General features: G+C 34.8%; 18 protein-coding genes and 5 tRNA genes. 1 reads left to right on the forward strand and 22 read right to left on the reverse strand.

Annotated features, from left to right (window positions below; all coding sequences use genetic code 11):
* Nucleotides 1-2,736, reverse strand: a 2,736-nt coding sequence (locus tag U0D62_RS22935; protein ID WP_322289699.1) for a CshA/CshB family fibrillar adhesin-related protein, incomplete at its 3' end; no start/stop codon positions are given.
* A 302-nt stretch (nucleotides 2,737-3,038) separates the two neighbouring features.
* Between U0D62_RS22935 and U0D62_RS22940 the strand changes: the two genes are divergently transcribed.
* Nucleotides 3,039-4,625 carry a peptide chain release factor 3 gene (locus U0D62_RS22940; protein WP_322289700.1) on the forward strand — a complete coding sequence of 529 codons (1,587 nt, stop codon included), beginning with the start codon at nucleotides 3,039-3,041 and terminating at the stop codon, nucleotides 4,623-4,625.
* A gap of 274 nt (nucleotides 4,626-4,899) precedes the next feature.
* Here U0D62_RS22940 and U0D62_RS22945 read toward each other — a convergent pair whose 3' ends face one another.
* From U0D62_RS22945 to U0D62_RS23045, 21 genes are all read right to left on the reverse strand, one after another.
* Nucleotides 4,900-5,214, reverse strand: coding sequence for a DUF3467 domain-containing protein (locus tag U0D62_RS22945; RefSeq protein ID WP_322289701.1), 315 nt, complete (start codon nucleotides 5,212-5,214; stop codon nucleotides 4,900-4,902).
* A gap of 61 nt (nucleotides 5,215-5,275) precedes the next feature.
* Complete coding sequence (gene rpoC, locus U0D62_RS22950) at nucleotides 5,276-9,577, reverse strand: DNA-directed RNA polymerase subunit beta' (protein WP_322289702.1); 4,302 nt, start codon at nucleotides 9,575-9,577, stop codon at nucleotides 5,276-5,278.
* A 105-nt stretch (nucleotides 9,578-9,682) separates the two neighbouring features.
* Nucleotides 9,683-13,492: a DNA-directed RNA polymerase subunit beta gene (rpoB, locus tag U0D62_RS22955; RefSeq protein WP_322289703.1), complete on the reverse strand. Its 3,810-nt coding sequence runs from the start codon at nucleotides 13,490-13,492 to the stop codon at nucleotides 9,683-9,685.
* A 135-nt stretch (nucleotides 13,493-13,627) separates the two neighbouring features.
* On the reverse strand, nucleotides 13,628-14,002 hold the full coding sequence (gene rplL / locus U0D62_RS22960; RefSeq protein WP_322289704.1) for a 50S ribosomal protein L7/L12: 375 nt from the start codon (nucleotides 14,000-14,002) through the stop codon (nucleotides 13,628-13,630).
* Between the two features lie 69 nt (nucleotides 14,003-14,071).
* Nucleotides 14,072-14,593, reverse strand: coding sequence for a 50S ribosomal protein L10 (gene rplJ, locus U0D62_RS22965; protein WP_322289705.1), 522 nt, complete (start codon nucleotides 14,591-14,593; stop codon nucleotides 14,072-14,074).
* 15 nt (nucleotides 14,594-14,608) lie between these two features.
* A complete protein-coding gene (gene rplA, locus U0D62_RS22970; RefSeq protein WP_322289706.1) occupies nucleotides 14,609-15,304 on the reverse strand; it encodes a 50S ribosomal protein L1 in 696 nt (231 codons plus the stop codon).
* 18 nt (nucleotides 15,305-15,322) lie between these two features.
* On the reverse strand, nucleotides 15,323-15,760 hold the full coding sequence (gene rplK / locus U0D62_RS22975; RefSeq protein ID WP_108867018.1) for a 50S ribosomal protein L11: 438 nt from the start codon (nucleotides 15,758-15,760) through the stop codon (nucleotides 15,323-15,325).
* A gap of 75 nt (nucleotides 15,761-15,835) precedes the next feature.
* Nucleotides 15,836-16,390 carry a transcription termination/antitermination protein NusG gene (gene nusG, locus U0D62_RS22980; protein WP_322289707.1) on the reverse strand — a complete coding sequence of 185 codons (555 nt, stop codon included), beginning with the start codon at nucleotides 16,388-16,390 and terminating at the stop codon, nucleotides 15,836-15,838.
* An 11-nt stretch (nucleotides 16,391-16,401) separates the two neighbouring features.
* Nucleotides 16,402-16,599 carry a preprotein translocase subunit SecE gene (gene secE, locus U0D62_RS22985; RefSeq protein ID WP_322289708.1) on the reverse strand — a complete coding sequence of 66 codons (198 nt, stop codon included), beginning with the start codon at nucleotides 16,597-16,599 and terminating at the stop codon, nucleotides 16,402-16,404.
* A gap of 95 nt (nucleotides 16,600-16,694) precedes the next feature.
* Nucleotides 16,695-16,767: transfer RNA gene (locus U0D62_RS22990), tRNA-Trp, on the reverse strand.
* A 58-nt stretch (nucleotides 16,768-16,825) separates the two neighbouring features.
* Nucleotides 16,826-18,013 carry an elongation factor Tu gene (gene tuf, locus U0D62_RS22995; protein ID WP_322289709.1) on the reverse strand — a complete coding sequence of 396 codons (1,188 nt, stop codon included), beginning with the start codon at nucleotides 18,011-18,013 and terminating at the stop codon, nucleotides 16,826-16,828.
* Between the two features lie 59 nt (nucleotides 18,014-18,072).
* Nucleotides 18,073-18,144, reverse strand: a tRNA-Thr gene (locus U0D62_RS23000).
* Nucleotides 18,145-18,270: 126 nt separating this feature from the next.
* Nucleotides 18,271-18,343, reverse strand: a tRNA-Gly gene (locus tag U0D62_RS23005).
* Nucleotides 18,344-18,451: 108 nt separating this feature from the next.
* Nucleotides 18,452-18,534, reverse strand: a tRNA-Tyr gene (locus U0D62_RS23010).
* Between the two features lie 124 nt (nucleotides 18,535-18,658).
* Nucleotides 18,659-18,732 (reverse strand) — tRNA-Thr (locus U0D62_RS23015).
* A 101-nt stretch (nucleotides 18,733-18,833) separates the two neighbouring features.
* Complete coding sequence (gene hpf, locus U0D62_RS23020; protein WP_322289710.1) at nucleotides 18,834-19,136, reverse strand: ribosome hibernation-promoting factor, HPF/YfiA family; 303 nt, start codon at nucleotides 19,134-19,136, stop codon at nucleotides 18,834-18,836.
* Between the two features lie 71 nt (nucleotides 19,137-19,207).
* Nucleotides 19,208-20,098 carry a tyrosine-type recombinase/integrase gene (locus tag U0D62_RS23025; protein ID WP_322289711.1) on the reverse strand — a complete coding sequence of 297 codons (891 nt, stop codon included), beginning with the start codon at nucleotides 20,096-20,098 and terminating at the stop codon, nucleotides 19,208-19,210.
* Between the two features lie 123 nt (nucleotides 20,099-20,221).
* Entirely contained in the window at nucleotides 20,222-20,416 is a 195-nt protein-coding gene (gene rpsU, locus U0D62_RS23030; protein WP_024768892.1) for a 30S ribosomal protein S21, read from the reverse strand.
* Between the two features lie 88 nt (nucleotides 20,417-20,504).
* Nucleotides 20,505-21,884 (reverse strand): alpha-amylase, encoded by a 1,380-nt coding sequence (locus tag U0D62_RS23035; protein WP_322289712.1) that lies wholly within the window; start codon nucleotides 21,882-21,884, stop codon nucleotides 20,505-20,507.
* A 210-nt stretch (nucleotides 21,885-22,094) separates the two neighbouring features.
* Complete coding sequence (locus tag U0D62_RS23040) at nucleotides 22,095-23,261, reverse strand: acyl-CoA dehydrogenase family protein (protein WP_322289713.1); 1,167 nt, start codon at nucleotides 23,259-23,261, stop codon at nucleotides 22,095-22,097.
* A gap of 115 nt (nucleotides 23,262-23,376) precedes the next feature.
* Nucleotides 23,377-24,219 (reverse strand): ComEA family DNA-binding protein, encoded by an 843-nt coding sequence (locus U0D62_RS23045; RefSeq protein ID WP_322289714.1) that lies wholly within the window; start codon nucleotides 24,217-24,219, stop codon nucleotides 23,377-23,379.
* Nucleotides 24,220-24,234: the final 15 nt, after the last annotated feature.

Raw genomic sequence — 24,234 nt, forward strand, 5'->3', positions numbered from 1 at the left:
ACCCTGACTAGTAGTTGGACTACCAACTATTGTATATCCGTTTGGAACCTGATCTGTAACCACAACTCCGGTAGCATTGTTAGGACCACTATTACTTACTGTAACAGTAAAAGTAACGGTATCACCTGGCGTAGTATTTGTACTACCATCTGCATCCGTAGTTAGTACAACTCCTTTAGCAACATCTAAATCACTAGAAGGGTTAACAGATAAGGTTGCTTGAGCTTGTTCATTACATCCAGCTCTATCAGGATGTGACACAATAACTCTATAAATATTTCCATCATCTCCAGATGCAACTGAAGCTAAATTTAATGTTGCATTAGTTTCTCCTCCTATATTGGTGAAACCGCTTCCTGTATCTACTTGCCACTGATACGTAAGTTCTCCACTTACATCTGTTGTGGTATCAGGAATTGGTATGAAATCTGTAACTTCTGTTCCCGAAGCTACAACCGTAAAGGTAGCATTACCTCCAGCATTAACCGTTTGATTTGAAGGCCCTGTGCCTATTGAAATTGTAACATTGGTAGTTACAGCAACATTAGTACCTGAATACCCTCCAGTTACCGGAGCAGTTCCTATTACTTGACCATTTGCATCAACAGTTGTTGGCAATCCTCCTAAAATTCCATCTCCATTAGAATCAGTACCTCCTGATTCTATTACATCATTACATAAATCATTGTCACTATCTGTATCAAAATAATCAGGTACAGAATCGTTATCAGTATCACAAATCAAATAAATTCCGAATGCGACTGCTTGTCTTCCTCCTGCATTTATATTAACATCTATAATCGATGAATTTTCTGAATAATGTATTGTATTTCCTCCAGATTGTTCTGTATCTGTTGTAGTTACTGTATCTGTTCCTGCACCAGTCCATACTCCACCACCTCCAATGGTTTCTAATAGAGTCCAACCACCTCCATTAGTTGTATAACTTAAAGATTCATTTGTATTATTTGTAGCTTCAGAGTCCAGTGCTAATAAATCTAGTGGGAATGGATTTCCTCCTTTAGTTGCTGTAAAAGTTACTCTAAAAGATACATCTGCTCCATCACCTCCATATAACGCATCAAAACTTCCTGATCCATTATATAAGTTTTGTAATTGAGCGCCTCCAAAGGTTGATATATCTGATCGAGTATATGTGGCTGCATTTACAGCATTCGAAACATTTGAAAATGTTGCGACAATTTCTAAACCGTCAGGTAATGTAAATGTCTGACTATCTCCATCCTGAATTCCATTATCAAAAGTTGCATTCCAATCAAAGAAGTATAATTGATCCTGAAATGTACCACTTCCTGAATTTGAATTTGCAATATTAGGTTGATCACATCTCTTTTCGTTAGTATCAAGAATCCCGTCATTATCATCATCATTATCACAAACATCTCCTACTCCATCACCATCAGCATCCTCCTGACCTGGATTTACATTATTAGGGCAATTATCTGTTTCATCTATAATACCATCATTATCAGTATCAACCAAACAAGATCCAAAGAAAACAATCTGTTGAGAAAAGTTAAACCCTTGTTGACAACCTCCTGGTATAGGTAATGACGTAAGTACATCATCAGCTGTTGATGTAACCGTATTTGGATTGTCTATAGATCGAAATACTGTTGCATTACTTTGACTTATATATAATTTATTATCGGGCCCTAATTGAACTCCAGAATTACTATTATTAGTTGTAACTACTGTTGAGAAGTTATTTCCAATAATGTGAACATATATTTGGCTAAACCATCCTGCGTATTGTCCATCAAAACTAAAATCGGTACGATGTCCAAAAAATAATCTAGAACCATCCGGAGAAAACTCTATACTATATCCTGTAACGGTATCCTCTACTGCGGATATCTGAACTTTTGTCCAAACTCCAACAGCTCCTGTCACAGGATCCCAACTCGCATGCCAAACACCACCATCTGTTGTAGTATCCCCTCCTTCTATAGCAATAGCAATTCTATCATTTTGTTGAGAAAATCGTATCGATCCTCTCTCCCCACTTCTAGGAAGAACAGAAGGCAATGGAACCGTTAAATCTGGGTTATTACCTCTAGCCAAAGACAAAGGGTTTGATTCATCTACTTCCCATAAATTTAAAACTCCTGCACAATCAGAAGTACAAAGAGGGTCAGTATTAGAAATTGCTGCTAACCAAGCTCCACAACCATTACCATTATTGGTTCCGTATATAGCTTCAGAATTATTATTGAGTAATAAATTATTTCTACTAATTACTGTTTGCGAAGGAACATCAACAATAGAGTAAAATGCTGTACCATTTCTATCCTCATCTCTACCATTGGCATGGATAATATAGATTTGTTCAGCATTTGTTCCTGGTACCGGCATTACAGAAGCCATCTGCGTACGGGTTCCATTTGTATTCAACCCTGTTCCATTAGTATATAATGTACCCGTATTATCTCGAACGGTTCCATCATCTACGTAAAAAACTAAATCACCTGTAAAAGGATCACTCCAAGTAGCGGTCGCTTCAAAAGCTCCATCACTAGGCAAACCACAAGTAATTGTCGGTGTTGGGGTTCTAAAATCAACGAGATAGCCTCGTCCGTTCCACCAATTTGCTCCAACTGTTTGGGCAAATGTTGTTGTCGAAAGTACCATAAAAAGCACAACAAGAACTCCTTGAAAAAAGGATTTGTTTTGTTTGATTTTAAGTACTCTTTGAAGTCGAGTAATTTTTCTCATACGCACTTAGAGGGTTTGGGGTGAAAATTACAAATATGATGATTGCTTAAAAACACTAATAATAATGCGGTAAAACCGTAATTATTAAAGTGTTACAAATATGAGATTTTTTTCAGTTTTTAACAGTTTTTTCCCCCTAAATTTTGCGAATATTCGATAAAAACCGCGTTTTTTCGACGAAAAACATAATTCGTTAATAAAAACGTATAAAACTTACTAGTATTAATAGGATTTGCCTTGCGTCTGATTTACTATAGATTATCATTTTTAGTAGTATATTTGCCTCCTGATTATTTGATAGCATGAAATTTATAGACGAAATAAAAAGAAGAAGAACGTTCGGTATCATTTCTCACCCGGATGCTGGAAAAACTACATTAACTGAGAAATTATTACTTTTTGGTGGGGCTATTCAAGAGGCTGGTGCCGTAAAGTCCAATAAGGTTAAGAAAGGAGCTACCAGTGATTTTATGGAAATAGAACGTCAGCGTGGGATATCCGTTGCTACGTCTGTTCTTGCTTTTGAATATCAGAACACTAAAATTAACATTCTTGATACTCCTGGTCATAAAGATTTTGCTGAAGATACCTTCAGAACTTTGACCGCTGTAGATAGTGTAATTGTGGTTATTGATGTTGCAAAAGGTGTTGAGGAACAAACAGAAAAGTTAGTTTCTGTTTGTAGGATGCGAAACATCCCTATGATTGTATTTATCAATAAACTTGATAGAGAAGGTAAAGATGCCTTTGAATTACTGGATGAAATTGAGCAAAAATTAGGCCTCAAGGTTACTCCTTTAAGTTTTCCTATTGGTATGGGCTATGATTTTAAAGGGATATACAATATCTGGGAAAAAAACATCAATCTTTTTAGTGGTGACAATAGAAAAAATATTGAAGAAACCATTGAAATATCAGATCTTTCTTCACCTGATCTAAACGATATAGTTGGGGATATTTCCGCAGAAAATTTGAGAGAAGAGCTTGAACTTGTAGAGGGTATTTATCCCAATTTTAATCAAGAATCTTATCAAAATGGTGATCTACAGCCCGTATTTTTTGGTTCTGCTTTGAATAATTTTGGTGTAAGAGAGTTATTGGATTGTTTCGTAAAAATAGCTCCAACTCCAAGAGCCAAAGAAAGTGATACACGCCTAGTTGAACCTGAAGAAAAAGATTTTACTGGTTTTGTTTTTAAAATCCACGCAAACATGGATCCTAAGCATAGAGATCGTCTGGCTTTTATTAAGATAGTTTCTGGTACTTTTGAAAGAAACGTTCCTTATTTACATACAAGACATAATAAAAAATTAAAATTTTCTAGTCCTAATGCTTTCTTTGCTGAAAAGAAAGAGATTGTAGACATCTCCTACCCTGGAGATATTGTTGGTCTTCACGACACTGGAAATTTTAAAATTGGAGATACTTTAACCAAAGGAGAAGTGTTACACTATAAGGGAATTCCTAGTTTTTCTCCAGAGCATTTTAGATACATTAACAATGCTGATCCTATGAAATCCAAGCAATTAGCCAAAGGTATTGATCAATTAATGGATGAAGGTGTAGCTCAACTTTTTACACTTGAGCTAAATGGGCGAAAAGTTATTGGTACGGTAGGCGCTCTTCAGTACGAAGTTATCCAATATCGTCTTGAACATGAATACGGAGCAAAATGTACCTATGAAAATCTTAATGTACATAAAGCTTGCTGGGTAGATCCTGAAGATTCAGACAATGAAGAATTTAAGGAATTTAAACGTGTAAAAAATAAATTTTTGGCAAAGGATAAACAAGGTCAATTAGTTTTTTTAGCTGATTCTTCTTTTAGTTTACAAATGACTCAACAAAAATATCCTTCAATACAGTTTCATTTCACTTCTGAATTCTAAAATTTAATTTAAGGTTGTTTTAAATCACTTTTAAAGCAAAAGCAAGTATTTATATTACTAAAAAAATTCGATTTATAAAAAGCCCACTTTATTAGTTGTTTTTTTTAGATAATATTTAAAAAATCTATATCGCCCAAAAGTAAAATAGAAAGTTCTTATTAACTTCTATTATAAAATTTTAAAAGTTAATTCCTTTTACATTACATATTAAAAAAGCCTATATAAATTCTTGAAAGAATTTATATAGGCTTTTTAAAAAATTTTATCTCTAATTCTAAGCTTCACCCGTTGGGCCAAAATTCATAGGAATTGGAGGTTGTTCATAATCTTTAATTTCTCCGTGTGCAGACTCAAATCTATTTACATTATCTCCAAGAGCTTTTAATAATCGCTTTGCATGTTGAGGCGTCAAAATAATTCTACTCTTCACCTTACTTTTGGGCCTACCAGGCATAATATTCACAAAATCAATTACAAACTCTGAAACTGAATGATTAATAATAGCCAGGTTGCTATACGTACCATCTGCTACTGCTTCATCCAATTCTATATTTAACTGATTTTGTTTTTGATCTTTATTATCTGCCATATCAAAATAACTGATTTATGGTATAAAAAATCAGCCTGCCTAAAAAGACAGGCTGTTCTTATTAATTATAATTAACTTCCTGTCGTTGCTCCATTCTATCCTCGAATTCTTCTTTAGAACCAACAAGGATACTTTCATAATTTCTCATTCCTGTTCCTGCTGGGATTCTATGTCCAACAATAACATTTTCTTTAAGACCTTCTAGTGTATCGACTTTACCACTAACAGCAGCTTCATTTAACACTTTTGTAGTTTCCTGGAACGACGCTGCAGAAATAAATGATTTAGTTTGTAGCGATGCTCTTGTAATACCTTGAAGTATTGGTGTCGCCGTTGCCGGAGATGCATCTCTTGCAGTTACTAAATTTTTATCTTCTCTACGAAGTACAGAATTCTCATCTCTTAGATCACGAGGAGAAATAATTTGACCTGCTTTAAGGTTTTCACTATCTCCAGCATCTTCAATCACCTTCATTCCGAAAATTTCATCATTCTCTTCAATGAAGTCAGATTTATGAACTAATTGATTCTCTAAGAAAATTGTATCTCCCGGATCCTGGATTCTTACTTTACGCATCATCTGACGTACAACAACCTCAAAGTGCTTATCATTAATCTTCACACCTTGTAATCGATATACTTCTTGTACTTCATTCACAAGATATTGCTGAACTGCAGAAGGCCCTTTGATCTTAAGAATATCTTCTGGAGTTACAGAACCATCTGATAATGGCATTCCTGCACGTACATAATCATTTTCCTGAACAAGAATTTGATTAGATAGTTTAACCAAATACTTTTTGATTTCTCCTATCTTAGATTCTACGATAATCTCACGATTACCACGTTTAATCTTACCAAAAGATACAACACCATCAATCTCACTTACTACAGCTGGGTTAGATGGATTACGAGCTTCGAATAATTCTGTTACTCTTGGAAGACCTCCTGTAATATCCCCTGCTTTTGCAGATTTACGAGGAATTTTAACTAAAATCTTACCTACTTTAATCTTATCATTGTCATCCACCATTAGGTGAGCTCCAACTGGAAGGTTATAAGATCTTAATACTTCGTCTCCTTTTCCTAATATATGAAGCGTTGGTATCTTTTTCTTATCTCTTGATTCAGAAATAACTTTTTCCTGGAATCCTGTTTGTTCATCAATTTCAACTTGATAAGTAATCCCTTGTTCGATGTTTTCATATTTCACTTTACCAGCGAATTCTGAAATAATTACACCGTTATATGGATCCCACTGACAAATTACTGTGTCTTCAGCAATTTTATCTCCATCCTGAATAAACAATTGAGAACCATATGGTATTAAGTTAGTACTTAAAACAATCTTAGTTTTAGGATCGATAATTTTAATCTCAGAAGTACGAGAAATTACTACATCTATCTCATTTCCTTCAGCATCTTCTCCTTTAACCGTTTTTAATTCTTCTATTTCTGCTTTACCAGCAAATTTAGATCTTAACTGATTCTCTTCTGAAATGTTACCTGCAATACCTCCTACGTGGAATGTTCTTAGTGTAAGCTGTGTACCTGGCTCTCCAATTGACTGAGCTGCTACAACACCTACTGCCTCACCTCTTTGTACTGTTTTACCAGTAGCAAGATTTCGACCATAACATTTTACACAGATTCCTTTTTTAGCTTCACAAGTTAATGCTGAACGTACTTCTACAGATTCTACCGGAGAGTTTTCTATATTTTTTGCTGTTGCATCATCAATCTCAACTCCAGCCTCAACCAGTACTTCTTGTGTTAAAGGATTCACTACATCCATCAAAGCAGTTCTACCAACAATTCTGGCTCCTAATCCTTCTATAATCTCTTCATTCTTCTTCAATGGCGTTACTTCTACACCTCTTAGTGTACCACAATCTTCAATATTTACTATTACATCTTGTGCTACATCCACCAAACGACGAGTCAAGTATCCTGCATCGGCCGTTTTAAGTGCTGTATCCGCAAGTCCTTTACGAGCACCGTGAGTAGAAATAAAGTATTCTAGAATTGAAAGCCCTTCTTTAAAGTTAGAAAGAATCGGGTTTTCAATAATCTCTCCACCCGCTGAACTTGCTTTCTTCGGTTTTGCCATCAATCCACGCATACCTGTTAGCTGGCGAATCTGTTCTTTAGATCCCCTTGCTCCAGAATCAAGCATCATATATACCGAGTTAAATCCTTGCTGATCTTCTCTAATACGCTTCATAGATAGTTCAGTCAACTCAGCATTCGTAGAAGTCCATATATCAATTACCTGGTTATAACGTTCGTTATTGGTAATAAGACCCATATTATAGTTAGCAACGATATTATCTACTTGAGAGTTTGCACTCGCAATCATCGTGTGCTTTTCTGCTGGTATAATAATATCTCCTAAACTAAATGATAATCCACCCTGGAATGCAAAGTTATATCCTAATGTTTTAATTTCATCAAGGAATGCTGCAGTTTCAGGAACACTAGTTACTTTCAAAATACCCCCAATAATATCTCTAAGTGATTTCTTAGTCAATACTTCGTTGATATATCCAGCTTTTTCAGGAACCTTTTCATTAAATAATACTCTACCAGTTGTAGTTTCTATTATTTTAGTTACTATTTCTCCTTCTTCATTAATATCTTTAGTTCTAACCTTAATATTAGCGTTAATATCTAATCTTTTCTCATTATAAGCAATAATTACTTCTTCTGGAGAATAGAAAGTAAGGTCTTCACCTTTTATCTCTAAATCAGGAGTAGATCTACGTGATTTAGTCATATAATACAACCCTAGTACCATATCCTGTGATGGTACCGTTACCGGTGATCCATTTGCAGGATTCAAAATATTATGAGATGCCAGCATTAATAACTGAGCTTCTAATATAGCTTCTGGTCCTAGTGGTAAGTGCACCGCCATCTGGTCACCATCAAAATCTGCATTAAATGCCGTACATACCAATGGGTGTAATTGTATCGCTTTACCTTCAATAAGTTTAGGTTGGAAAGCCTGAATACCTAAACGGTGAAGCGTTGGAGCACGGTTTAGTAATACCGGATGTCCTTTTAGAACATTTTCTAAGATATCCCAAACTACAGGCTCTTTTCTATCTATAATCTTTTTAGCAGATTTTACTGTTTTAACAATACCTCTTTCTATCAATTTTCTGATCACAAAAGGTTTGTACAACTCTGCTGCCATATTTTTAGGAAGACCACACTCAAATAATTTTAATTCTGGTCCTACAACAATCACAGAACGTGCTGAATAATCCACACGTTTACCTAATAAATTTTGACGGAAACGTCCTTGTTTACCTTTTAATGAATCAGATAATGATTTTAAAGGTCTATTAGAATCTGTCTTTACAGCTGAAGCTTTACGAGTATTATCGAATAATGAATCTACAGATTCCTGAAGCATACGCTTTTCGTTACGTAAGATCACTTCTGGAGCTTTAATTTCCATTAAACGTTTCAAACGGTTGTTACGGATAATTACTCTTCGATATAAATCATTTAAATCCGAAGTTGCAAAACGACCTCCATCCAATGGTACTAATGGACGTAATTCTGGCGGAATTACTGGAACAACCTTAAGGATCATCCATTCTGGACGATTCTCTCTATTTTTATTTGCATCACGTAACGCCTCTACTACCTGAAGTCTTTTAAGTGCTTCAGTTTTACGTTGCTTCGACGTTTCGTTATTTGCTTTGTGTCTCAATTCATAGGATAATGCATCAAGATCTATTCTTCTCAGAATCTCGATCAAACATTCTGCTCCCATTTTAGCAATAAACTTGTTAGGATCGTTATCATCCAGGTACAAGTTTTCTTGAGGAAGACTATCTAAAATATTAAGATATTCTTCTTCTGTAAGGAAATCCATTTTTTGTACTGGTTCTCCTTCTTCATTTTTTGCAATACCTGGTTGAATTACTACGTAACGCTCATAGTAAATGATCATATCTAATTTCTTAGATGGTAATCCTAACAGATATCCTATTTTATTTGGTAATGAACGGAAATACCAGATATGTGCAACAGGAACAACTAAGTTAATATGCCCTACACGGTCTCTACGAACTTTCTTCTCGGTAACTTCCACACCACATCGATCACAAACAATACCTTTGTAACGAATTCTTTTATATTTACCACAAGCACATTCAAAATCCTTTACAGGACCAAAAATACGCTCACAGAACAAACCATCACGCTCAGGTTTGTGAGTACGATAATTGATAGTTTCGGGTTTTAAAACTTCTCCGTTTGATTGTGCCAAAATTGACTCTGGAGAGGCCAAACCTATAGAGATCTTATTAAATCTCTTTACTGTATTCTTATCATTATTTCTTGCCATAATATATGGTTGCTTAAGAATTATTGTAATTTAAATTTGAATAATATTATGATAACAAACTGTCTCCCTTGATTAGCTAAGGAAGACAATTTGATTATTTTTATATTATTCTTCTAATCTGATATCCAGACCCAGTCCTTTTAATTCGTGCATTAATACATTAAATGATTCTGGTAATCCTGGTTCAGGCATTGGCTCTCCTTTAACGATACTTTCGTATGTTTTAGCTCTTCCAATAACATCATCAGATTTTACGGTCAATATCTCACGAAGTGTACTTGAAGCACCATACGCTTCAAGTGCCCATACTTCCATCTCTCCAAAACGCTGACCTCCAAACTGAGCTTTACCTCCAAGTGGTTGCTGCGTAATCAATGAATATGGTCCTATAGAACGTGCGTGCATCTTATCATCTACCATGTGACCTAGCTTAAGCATATAAATCACACCTACAGTAGCTGGCTGATCAAAACGATCTCCTGTACCACCATCATATAGATAAGTATGACCAAATCGAGGAATCCCAGCTTCATCTGTAAATCCATTGATTTGTTCTAAAGATGCCCCATCAAAGATTGGTGTAGCAAACTTTCTATTCAGTTTTTGCCCAGCCCATCCTAATACGGTTTCATAAATCTGACCGATGTTCATACGTGATGGTACCCCTAGTGGATTCAATACGATATCTACTGGTGTTCCATCTTCTAAGAATGGCATATCTTCTTCTCTTACGATACGTGCAACAATACCTTTGTTACCGTGACGACCTGCCATTTTATCTCCAACCTTAAGTTTACGTTTCTTAGCGATGTAAACTTTAGCTAATTTGATTATACCTGAAGGTAACTCATCTCCTACAGAAATAGTAAACTTCTCTCTTCTAAGGTTACCTTGTAAATCATTTTCTTTGATCTTATAGTTGTGAATCAAATCTGCAACCATTCTGTTAAGATCATCATCTGTTGTCCAGGTACCTTTAGTAAGGTGAGCATAATCATCAACACTGTTAAGCATTTTCTGAGTATACTTTTTACCTTTTGGTAATACTTCTTCTCCAAGATCATTCATTACTCCTTGAGAAGTCTTACCTCCAACGATAGCAAACAATTTATCTACTAACTGAGATTTAAGCAATGCAAACTTTGCATCATATGATCTCTCTAAGATTGAAATATCTTCTTTATCCTGAGAACGTTTACGTTTATCTTTAATAGCTCTTGCAAACAACTTCTTATCAATTACAACTCCGTGTAATGAAGGAGAAGCTTTTAATGAAGCATCTTTTACATCCCCTGCTTTATCACCAAAGATTGCTCTTAATAATTTTTCTTCAGGAGTTGGATCACTTTCACCTTTTGGAGTAATCTTTCCAATAAGGATATCTCCAGGTTTGATTTCTGCTCCAACGCGGATCATACCATTCTCGTCAAGATCTTTGGTCGCTTCTTCAGAAACATTAGGGATATCGTTAGTTAATTCTTCATTACCTAATTTTGTATCTCTAACTTCAAGAGAATATTCATCAATATGAATTGAAGTAAATATATCATCTCTAACTACTTTTTCAGAAATCACGATCGCATCCTCAAAGTTATACCCTTTCCAAGGCATAAAGGCTACTTTCATATTTCTTCCTAAAGCTAGTTCTCCATTCTCTGTTGCATATCCTTGACAAAGTACTTGTCCTTTTGCAACTCTATCCCCAACTCTTACGATTGGTTTTAAGTTGATACTAGTACCTTGATTTGTTTTACGGAACTTTATCAGGTCATACGTTTTAGAATCACCATCAAAACTTACCATTCTCTGCTCATCAGTTCTATCGTATTTGATAGTAATCTTCTGTGCATCTACATATTCTACAACACCAGCTCCTTCTGAGTTTATCAATACACGAGAATCAGAAGCTACCTGACGTTCTAATCCAGTACCTACAATAGGTGCATCTACTCTTAATAATGGTACTGCCTGACGCATCATATTCGATCCCATCAATGCACGGTTCGCATCATCATGTTCTAAGAATGGAATCAAAGAAGCTGAAATAGAAGCAATCTGATTAGGTGCAACATCCGCATAATTTACCTGAGTAGGTTCAATTACCGGGAAGTCACCTTCCATTCTTGCAATTACTTTATCAGAATCTATTGCTCCATCTTCTTTTAATGGAATATTTGCTTGAGCAATTAATTTTTCTTCTTCTTCTTCAGCACTTAAGTAGGAGAATCCTGATAAATCTACTTTACCATCTTCTACTTTACGATAAGGAGTTTCTAAGAATCCCATTGAGTTCACTTTTGCAAAAACAGAAAGCGAAGAAATCAAACCAATATTTGGTCCCTCTGGTGTTTCTATTGGACATAAACGACCATAATGAGTATAGTGTACATCTCGTACCTCAAATCCAGCACGCTCACGAGATAAACCTCCAGGCCCTAATGCCGAAAGTCTACGTTTATGTGTAATCTCTGCTAATGGATTCGTTTGATCCATAAACTGAGATAGCTGATTGGTTCCAAAGAATGAATTAATTACAGAGGATAAGGTTTTTGCATTGATCAAATCAATTGGCGTAAACACCTCATTATCTCTAACATTCATACGCTCACGTATCGTACGAGCCATACGAGCTAAACCTACTCCAAACTGTTGTGATAATTGCTCTCCTACTGTTCTTACACGACGGTTAGATAAGTGATCGATATCATCAATTTCAGCTTTAGAGTTAATTAACTCAATAAGATATTTAATGATAGTAATAATATCTTCTTTGGTAAGCACTTGCTTATCCATTTCGATATTAAGACCTAGTTTTTTATTCATTCTATATCGACCTACTTCACCTAAGTTATAACGTTGGTCTGAGAAGAATAACTTGTCAATAATACCTCTTGCAGTTTCCTCATCAGGCGGTTCTGCATTACGTAATTGACGATATATATGTTCTACCGCTTCTTTTTCTGAGTTGGTAGGGTCTTTTTGCAAAGTATTGTGGATAATTGCATAATCACCTTTTTGATTATCTTCTTTATGAAGTAAGATCGTCTTAGCTCCAGAATCAATAATTTCGTCTAAGTGATCTTTATCCAGAATCGTATCACGATCCAAAACAATTTCATTACGCTCAATAGATACTACTTCACCAGTATCTTCATCTACAAAATCTTCATGCCAAGTATTAAGAACACGAGCAGCAAGCTTACGTCCTAATACCTTTTTTAATCCGGATTTAGAAACTTTTACTTCTTCAGCAAGATCAAATATTTCTAATATGTCTTTATCTCGTTCAAAACCAATTGCACGGAAAAGTGTTGTTACCGGTAATTTTTTCTTTCTATCGATATATGCGTACATTACGCTATTGATATCGGTAGCAAATTCTATCCAGGATCCTTTAAAAGGAATAACTCTGGCAGAGTATAATTTTGTTCCATTAGCGTGGAACGATTGTCCAAAGAATACTCCAGGTGAACGGTGTAATTGTGAAACTACTACACGTTCTGCTCCATTAATACAAAATGTACCACTAGGAGTCATATACGGGATTGTACCTAAATACACATCCTGAACAATAGTCTCAAAATCTTCATGTTCTGGATCTGTACAGAACAGTTTAAGACGTGCTTTAAGAGGTACACTATAGGTAAGACCTCTTTCTATACACTCTTGAAGGTCGTACCTAGGAGGGTCAACGAAGTAATCTAAAAATTCTAGTACAAATTGATTACGAGTATCCGTAATCGGGAAGTTTTCCATGAAGGTATTGTATAGACCTTCGTTTCCTCTTTCTTCAGACTTTGTTTCTAATTGAAAGAAATCCTGAAATGATTTGATCTGAATATCAAGAAAATCAGGATATTCAGGTCTATTCTTTACAGAAGAGAAATTCAATCTTTCAGTTTGCGTTGCTAACATCAATGGACGGAATTTAAATTAAAATTTTAAAAATCGGGTGCGTATTTTTGTACTTAGTACTTATATACGCAAAATGGTTTAGACCTCAGAGAAAACTCTCCGGGTCTAAACCTTAAGTGTTAATCTATGGTAAGCTTACTTAAGCTCAACCTCAGCTCCAGCCTCTTCTAATTGAGCTTTAAGAGCTTCTGCTTCGTCTTTAGAAACTCCTTCTTTGATTGCTTTAGGAGCTTCATCAACTAATCCTTTAGCATCTTTAAGACCAAGACCTGTTAATTCTTTAACAAGCTTTACAACTGCTAATTTAGCACCACCAGCTGCCTTAAGGATTACATCAAATTCAGTTTTTTCTTCAGCAGCTTCACCACCAGCTGCAGCACCACCAGCTACAGCTACTGCAGCAGCAGCAGGCTCAATGCCATATTCTTCTTTTAATATATCAGCTAACTCATTAACTTCTTTTACTGTTAAGTTAACCAATTGTTCTGCGAAATCTTTTAAATCTGCCATTTTCTATCGTTTTAAATAATTTTTTTAATTGAAATATAATTTGTTAAAAAGTGCGTACACTACTATTAATTACCCTTCTTTTTCGGATAATGTTTTAAGGATACCAGCTATTGTTCCTCCACCAGATTTTAATGCTGAAATAACATTTTTAGCAGGTGACTGTAATAGACCGATAATATCTCCGATAACTTCTTCTTTAGACTTAATGTTAACTAAAGCCTCAAGGTTTTCATCACCAACAAATACTGCTTCTTCTACAAATGCTCCTTTTAATACAGGCTTTTCTGATTTCTTACGAAATTCTTTTATAACCTTTGCTGGCGCATTACCAGTTTCAGAAAACATGATTGAAGTATTACCTTTTAATGTAGTTGGTAAATCTCCAAAATCCTTATCAGAATTCTCCATTGCTTTTGCAAGGAGTGTGTTTTTTACTACTTTTAATGATACATTAGCTTTAAAACAAGCTCTACGTAAATTTGAAGTCGTTCCTGCATCTAACCCTGAAATATCAGCTAAATAAATATTAGCGTTTTCAGCCAACTGAGCAGTTAAGTCTTCAATTACCAATGATTTTTCTTCTCTTGTCATAATCGTTTATCTTAATTACCCAGCAAAGTTTTTAGAATCAATCTCCACTCCAGGGCTCATTGTAGAAGACATAAATATTGATTTAATATATATACCTTTTGCCGCCTGTGGCTTTAACTTTACTAATGTCGTTATTAATTCTTTAGCGTTTCCTGCTATCTTTTCAGCATCGAAAGAAGATTTTCCGATAGCAGCGTGAACGATTCCAGTCTTATCAACTTTAAAATCGATTTTACCAGCTTTTACATCAGAAACTGCTTTTGAAACATCCATAGTCACCGTTCCTGTTTTTGGGTTAGGCATTAATCCACGAGGTCCTAATACTCTACCTAATGGTCCTAATTTACCCATTACACTAGGCATTGTGATGATTACATCTACATCAGTCCATCCACCTTTAATTTTATCAAGGTATTCATCAAGACCTACATAATCTGCACCAGCTTCTTTAGCTTCAGCTTCCTTATCCGGTGTTACTAACGCTAACACTTTTACATCTTTTCCTGTTCCGTGAGGTAATGTTACCACACCACGTACCATTTGATTAGCTTTACGTGGATCAACGTTCAAACGAACTGCAATATCCACAGAAGCATCAAAATTTACGTTTGTAATTTCTTTTACTAAAGCAGAAGCTTCATCTAATGAATACGCCTTATTTTTCTCAACTTTAGCGTTCGCCTCTTTTTGCTTTTTAGTTACTTTTGCCATTTTGTAAACGTTTTTGGATTAAAAAGGAGCTTGTCCTTTTACAGTTACACCCATTGAACGAGCAGTACCAGCAATCATTTTCATAGCTGACTCGATAGTAAACGCATTTAAATCCTGCATCTTATCTTCTGCTATAGTACGAACTTGATCCCAAGTAACACTAGCTACTTTTTTACGATTAGGCTCTCCTGAACCTTTCTTTTGTTTTGCTGCTTCCAATATTTGAACAGCTGCTGGTGGAGTTTTAATAACAAAGTCAAAAGACTTGTCTGTATACACGTTGATTACAACTGGTAATACTTTACCAGCTTTATCCTGTGTTCTACCATTGAATTGCTTACAGAATTCCATGATATTTACTCCGGCAGCACCTAAAGCAGGTCCAACTGGTGGGGACGGGTTTGCCGCTCCTCCACGCACTTGTAATTTTACTACTTTACCTATCTCTTTAGCCATTTCTCTAATTTTAAATTAGAATTGTCCTATAAGTGGAAGCAAAAGAACAATTCAAGATATATAATGTAACAATTATTATACTTTTTCTACTTGCATATAACTTAATTCCAATGGAGTTTTTCTTCCGAAAATCTTAACCATTACCTCAAGCTTACGCTTTTCTTCATTTACCTTTTCAACAGTTCCGTTAAAACCATTAAAAGGTCCATCGATAACTTTTACAGTTTCTCCAACAGTGTAAGGGATAGCAACATTATCTGTTTTAACAGCAAGTTCATCAACCTTACCAAGCATTCTATTAATTTCAGATTTTCTAAGTGGTACAGGATCTCCTCCTTTTACTTCACCAAGAAAACCTATTACACCATTAATAGATTTTATAATATGAGGAACTTCTCCTGTTAGGTTTGCTTCTATCATAACATACCCAGGAAAATACACCCTTTCTTTATTTATTTTTTTTCCATTACGGATTTGAACTACCTTTTCAGTAGGAACAAGAATCTGAGAAACATAATCTTGAAGCCCCATATGAGCTATTTCACGCTCTATATAGTCTTTAACCTTATTCTCTTGACCACTTACCGCTCTAACAACGTACCACTTCTTTGAATTATCTACCTCGGCCATTTTGAACAAATTTAAGATTTAACTAACTTAAAATAGTACTCTATTACATTACTAAACACAGTATCTACTCCCCAAATAGCCAAAGAAAAAATAACCGAAAAAACGATTACAACCAATGTTAACCTTTGAGCTTCAGCCCAAGGAGTCCAAGTCACATGATTTTTTAACTCGTTATATGATTCTGTAATGTAATTTATTAATCCAGCCATCTTGTTTACTTTTTAAACGAAAATTAATTCGTCCGTCATAAAATTCATTAATAAACAATCAAATCTTAGTCTACAAGACTCCCTAATTGTTCTAGCACGGGTTGAGAGGCTCGAACTCCCGACACCTGGTTTTGGAGACCAGTGCTCTACCAACTGAGCTAAACCCGTATACATAAGTCAAGGTATTCGTCGGAACGAATACCTTAACTTTTATTTACTTATTGTATTAGTCTAAAATTTCGGTTACCTGACCAGCACCTACTGTTCTACCTCCTTCACGGATAGCAAAACGAAGACCTACGTTCATTGCAATTGGCTGAATAAGATCAACAGTAATTGTTAAGTTATCTCCAGGCATTACCATTTCTACTCCATCAGGAAGCGCAATGTTTCCAGTAACATCAGTTGTACGTACATAGAACTGAGGACGGTAGTTGTTATGGAATGGAGTGTGACGTCCACCTTCTTCTTTCTTAAGGATATATACCTCAGCTTTGAATTTAGAGTGAGGAGTTACAGATCCTGGCTTAGTTATTACCATACCACGAGAAATCTGAGTTTTTTCAATACCTCTTAAAAGGATACCTACGTTATCTCCAGCTTCTCCTCTATCTAATATCTTACGGAACATCTCAACTCCTGTAATAGTAGAAGTTAATTTTTCAGCTCCCATACCGATAATCTCAACAGGATCTCCAGTGTTAGCTACACCAGTCTCAATACGACCAGTTGCTACAGTACCACGACCTGTAATAGAGAATACATCTTCTATTGGCATTAAGAAATCTTTATCTACATCACGCTTAGGTAATTCGATCCAAGTATCTACAGCTTCCATAAGCTCCATTACTGTATCAACCCACTTTTGCTCACCGTTAAGTGCTCCAAGAGCAGAACCAGCGATTACAGGACCATTATCTCCATCATACTCATAAAAAGAAAGAAGATCTCTTACTTCCATCTCTACAAGCTCTAATAATTCCTCATCATCAACCATATCCACTTTATTAAGGAATACTACGATTCTAGGAATACCTACCTGACGTCCTAAAAGGATGTGCTCACGAGTTTGTGGCATTGGACCATCTGTAGCAGCAACTACTAAGATCGCACCATCCATCTGAGCAGCACCAGTAACCATGTTCTTTACATAATCGGCGTGACCTGGACAGTCAACGTGTGCATAGTGACGGTTAGCAGTTTGGTATTCTACGTGAGATGTATTAATTGTAATACCTCTTTCTTTTTCTTCTGGAGCGTTATCGATAGTATCGAAATCTCTAGCTTCAGAAAGACCAGCCTCTGCCAATACTTTAGTAATTGCAGCAGTTAAAGTTGTTTTACCGTGATCAACATGTCCAATAGTACCAATATTTAAGTGCGGTTTGGAACGATCAAAAGTTTCCTTTGCCATAATTAATTTATTTAATCTTAGTTATATATTAGTGTTCAATTTAAAAATTCTGAACTAAGAGCCAATGACGAGATTTGAACTCGTGACCTCTTCCTTACCAAGGAAACGCTCTACCCCTGAGCTACACCGGCTTTTTAACAAGTATAATGATAACTCAGAACGCTTTCATCTCAACTCAGAAAGAAATCTGCCTTATCATCACATTTATTTAAAAAATCCAATCTTAAAAAACTCATCAAGATTAGCTCTATGCTTTGAGCGGGAGACCGGGTTCGAACCGGCGACATTCAGCTTGGAAGGCTGACGCTCTACCAACTGAGCTACTCCCGCGTTTTAAACTCTAAATTCAACTTATTTAAATTCAGAATTAAGGTAATTTCAAACTCAATTATTCTATCACAAATAGCAATCGATTAAATCAAGTTTTTTTAATTAAAGTGGGGAGAGCAGGATTCGAACCTGCGAAGTTAAAAAACAACAGAGTTACAGTCTGTCCTCGTTGGCCGCTTGAGTATCTCCCCATTTAAAAATCAATATTTCATTATGAACTTATGAGTTTTGAGTGCGCAAAAATAGTGATTATTTTGACAATTCAAAACTTAATCAAAAAAGGTTCAAAATTATATCAAATTTCTTTCTTTTTTGAGCCGATAGAGGGACTCGAACCCACGACCTGCTGATTACAAATCAGCTGCTCTAGCCAGCTGAGCTATATCGGCTTTTCACTATGTTTTAGAACATAAAAAAGTCCGCTATTTCTAACGGACTGCAAATGTATAATAATTTATGTTTTACACAAAACTATTTTTAAAAAAAATAATCAAACATGTGCATTTAATTTTTCTTTGCGTTTTTTCAACTGTCTCTCTAACGAACTAACACACTCATCTACACCTTCTTCAAAGGTTTTATTAATTTTTTTAATCATGAATTCGTCTCCAGGCACACTTAATAAAATTTCTGTAATCTTATTCTCTTTACCACTTGTATTCATAACTTTAAAAAAAACATCGGCATGAATTATTCGATTAAAATGATTTTCTAACTTGTCTAATTTACTTTGAGTGAAATTCACCAATTTTTGATCTACATTAAAATTCACGGATTGCAAGTTCATTTTCATACTTGACAGGTTTAATTGGTTAAACATTTAATATTTTAAGCCTAAAAAGACGATAAGCAAGTAACCTATCTTTACTTTTTATTCCTTGGGTGAGATTGTTTGTAAACTTTTGTTAGTTCGGCTACAGTATGATGTGTATACACCTCTGTTGCCGCCAAACTGGAATGTCCAAGTAATTCTTTTACAGCATTAAGATTAGCTCCTTCATTAAGCAAATGTGTTGCAAAAGAATGCCTTAGAATATGAGGGCTCTTTTTTACTTTAGAAGATGCTTTACTAAAATAACCATTTATGATTCGATACACAAGTGTTTCATAGATTTTAACTCCTTTTTTCGTCAGCAACAAAAAAGACACATCTGACACTTCAATCAATTCAGATCTTAATTTAAGATATTTCTCCAATGTTACACACACAGATGACAGTAAAGGCACATACCTTTCTTTACTTCTCTTTCCCAGAACCTTAATCAATCCTCTACCAGTATCCAAATCACTAATCTTCAAATTAACCAACTCTATCCTTCTAATACCTGTAGCATAAAAAAGCTCTACAATCAACTTGTCACGCATACTGGTAAAATCTTTTTCATCAGTAATACTTTTTAACACTTCTTGCACCTCCTGAACAGAAAATGGAATCTGAAGTTTCTTGGGAGCTTTTAACGCCTGGTGTTTTGCCAGAGGGTTTTTCTCTATACCCCCTGTTTTAAGCAAGAAATTATAATATGTCTTAAGTGAAGATACCTTTCTATTAATCGTACGATTAGCAATTCCTTTATCTACTAAATCAACAATCCAGAATCGAATTTGAGAATAACCCGCTTTAGAAATATCAGTATCCTCATATTCCTGCTTATAAAAATCTGCAAAAGACATCAAATCTCCTTTATAAGCAGTTACAGTATGGATAGAATACTTTTTTTCTAACAAGAGATAGTCAATAAATTGAGTAAGAAACATAAAAAAAACCGTTAGAAAACAAAAGTATGAAACTTTTAGAATTTCTAACGGTTTGAATTTATACTGAAAAACGAAGTTTTATTCTTTCACAAAGAACATTTGACAACTACGTTATCAATTTTTCTAGATTTCTTCCTGATCTCTTAAATGCTGTATATATTGCGCTTTTTGGATCTGAGCTCTTCGCTCTACAGAAGGTTTTGAAAACGCCTGACGTTTACGAAGCTGACGCATCGTTCCTGTTCGATCAAATTTTCTTTTAAAACGTTTTAACGCTCTATCAATGTTTTCTCCGTCTTTAACTGGTATAATTAACATAGTTGCACCTCCTTTCTTTAGAAATAATTTGGGTGCAAATATAATACAAAACTATTACCTACAAAGTTTTATTGAATAATATTTTATATTATTTTAAAGACCATACAGAATACCCTTTTGGGGGAGCTTGAATCTTTACCCATTTTCCTCCTTGAGTTACTGGCTCCCATCCAGAATGCCCTGTAAAATCTTTAATTCTTTGACTTGACCAATTTGTTTGAATCCATCTTTCTTGCCAAGAATCAGAATTATTTATATAAACTATCAAACCTGGTTTTCCTCCACCGCCATTTCTTCTGGCAATGTACTCATCATTATCTGTCCATAAGTTTGTAGTATCACCACCTGCAAGATTATTATGTATCCAGATCAGATTATTCATTTTATTTTTATCTAACCATTCTTCATAATCTCTATAAAAAATAGCTGGATATCCTTCGTGAGTAAGAATATATGCATAAGCCAATATCTTATTATTTATAATTTCATCCGTATCGTGATTAGCCACAAAAGTCACAGCTCTCATTGCATTTCTTTTCCATAGCATATCTCCATTTAATGCATTAAGGTTGTTACCCATAAAAGCGTCTCGCATTTTATAATAACATCCAAAATCAAATGCTGACATCTGGGCCTGATCTGTCCACCATTTTAAAGTGTTTACATTACCATCCCAATATTCTCCTACCGCAAATCCACCTACAGCTTGATTAAACTCTTTTGCCACCCAAGGTTCAAACCCCTTAACATAATCAAATCTCCATCCATCAAATCCCATGGTGTTCTTATAGTATTTAGCTACAGAGTTAGATCGACCCCATAACCAATCCTGAACATATGCTTTACCGTGACTTAAGTCCGGAAACCCACCAAAGATTCCACTATCAGATGAGATTGCATCATTTGGGTGAAAATCATACTTAGTCCTATTAAATTTATTTGACATCGGTTCAAATATGGTATAGGTATCAGTTCCTGTAAATTCATTAGATTCTAGATCTCCACCGCTATTATGATTAATTACGATATCTGCAATTACACTCAACTGATTATTATGGGCAGTTGAAATCAAAGATTCTAATTCAGACCTAGATCCAAATCTTGTCTCTGTACTTCCCATCTGGTTATACTCTCCAAAATCATAATAATCAAAAGGATCGTATCCCATAGAAAATGGACCATTTTGTGCTTTACTAACTGGCGGAAGCCAAATGGCATCAACTCCAGCACTACTCCAGGAACTAACTTTTCCTTTAACTACATTCCACCAGGTTCCCCCAGCCGGAACATCCCAATAAAAAGCCTGCATCATCACTCCAGACCCTATAGGTTTTAAGCCCGCTCTAGATGTGATTTCATCTTGAGATTTACTTCCTGATTCTACAATATCGTTTGTCTCTTCTGTATTACACGAAACAAACAAGAGTATTGTAGTAAGTACAACATAAAAAAACTTGAATTTTTTCATAATAAATTTAGTGTTTGTGTTAATTTTCTATCAATGTAATTATTTTGTAAAAAACGAAAACGTTTGAGATGGAACTCAAACGTTTTCGTGTTGATAAGATTTTAACATTTAACATAAATCAGTGTAAAAACAAATTATATTGTTCATACCATTTTTATTATGAAAATGATTATTCTTTTATGTATAGCAAAAGTTATTCTTTACACAAAACTATGTCGCTGGTTTATACTCTTTTTTATCGATAATCATTTTGGCTATTACTTCTTTTAATATTTCTGAAGTTCCCCCTCCTATTGGTCCCAATCTACTATCTCTAAACAATCTTGCCAAAGGATATTCTTCCATATAACCATATCCACCTAATAACTGAAGACAATCATATATCACTTTATCTGCCATTTTTGTTGAAAGTAATTTTGACATACTAGCTTCTTTTACCACATACTGCCCTTCATTAAGTCGTTTAGCTACAGAATAATTAAATTCTTTACACATTTCTATCTCGCTTGCCATTTCAGCAACCGAATGTCTTAGCGCCTGGAATTTATCGATAGTTCTACCAAAAGCTTCTCGTTCTGACATATATTGTAATACATACTCTAAAGCATATTCTGCTCTGGCATGAGAATTAACCCCCATTACCAATCTTTCTAATGCGAAATGTTGCATAATATAAGAGAATCCTTTGTCTTCTTCTCCCATTAAGTTTTGGACTGGAATCTTAACATTATCAAAAGCGATCTCTCCAGTATCCGAAGCTCTCCACCCTAGTTTCTCGAGTTTTGTAGCAGAAATACCAGGGGTTTCTCTATCGATTACAAAAATACTAATCCCCTTATTGCCAAGTTCTGGAGTTGTTTTTGCCGCTACCACAAGATAGTCACTATAAACTCCATTAGTAATAAATGTTTTGGAACCATTTATAACATATGAATCTCCATCTTTAACTGCAGTTGTTCTCATTCCTGCAACATCAGACCCCCCAAAAGGTTCTGTAATACACAAACAACCTATTTTTTCTCCTGTTATACTTGGAGTTAAATATTTTTCTCTTATATCGTGATCTCCTTCTTTATTAATATGAGTCATTGCTAAATATACATGAGCCCACATTGCAGCAGCAAACCCTCCAGAGTTAATCTTTTGCAATTCTTCTAAAAATATGACGGTATAAAAAAGATCTAATCCTAACCCTCCAAATTCTTCTGGATATGGAATACCAAAATACCCCATTTCACCAAATTTCTCCCAAATAAACCTATCTATGGTTCCTGTTTTTTCCCACTTATCAATATGAGGAACTACTTCTTTCTGTAAAAAGTCCTTTAAGCTTTCTCTAAAAAGCTCGTGTTCTTCTGTAAAATACATACTACTCATGTGCTTACCTTTATTTTGCAGCTAGTATATTACTGTAAATAATTCTAAAAAATTCACAGTAAAACCGATATTAAATTTCAGAATCATCAAAATTTACAGCAATTTTTTCCGATTTTTATTTTAATGTCAAATATAACTCTATTCGATCTATTTTTTCTATTGAAAACTCTTCAATTTTTCTTAATTCTTTAAAATCCGAGATCCCTCCATTTTCTTCAATAAAATCTTTAATCTCTAACGCTGTCTCAAAATCAAAATAAGGTATCTCCATCAATTCCTTAACACTAGCTTTATTCAAATTGATTTTGTGAATCTCTTTAGGTGTCTTTGTCGTATACAATCCTAAAATTTTTTTTCTTTGAGATTCATATAATCCATAAACATCTTTAAGCTGAATATCAGAACTAAATCCGCCAAGATCATTTCTTAATTTCACAATTCTGACAGCTATAAAATCCGGAACATTTATTTTTTCCTGAAGTTCTTTAGCTGTCACCGTATTTAAATCTCCTTTTTGAGAATCCGATATTATAGGATATTTTCTTTTATTTGATTTATGTGCAGTACTATTATTGATCCAATCAGGAAACTTAAATAAAGGAGAGATTACATTAAGTATAGAGTCTGATACTCCGGTTACTTTTTTAAAATCAGCAACAGAATTAATCCATTTACCTTGTTTTCTATAGGCATATATTTTATCTATTTCTTCTGCAGAAAGACCCAAAGCATACCCTTTATAATCAGAAATAAAATTAGGATTGAATGGCTTTTGCTTGTAGGCTGTTTTTTTATTAAGCGCTACCTCTTTTAAGGAGTCTATTTGTTCCTGAAATTCATTCAGTTCTACAAAACTTTTTTCGCCTTTATCCATAGATGGATAGAAATAATAGATAGCCATCAGGGTAAACAATACTATTACTAAAAGAAAAATCCCATTTCGAAAACGTTTATGCATCTCGAAATGGGATTT

Origin of the sequence: Aquimarina callyspongiae (assembly GCF_034322225.1) — a bacterium.
Taxonomy (GTDB): Bacteria; Bacteroidota; Bacteroidia; order Flavobacteriales; family Flavobacteriaceae; genus Aquimarina.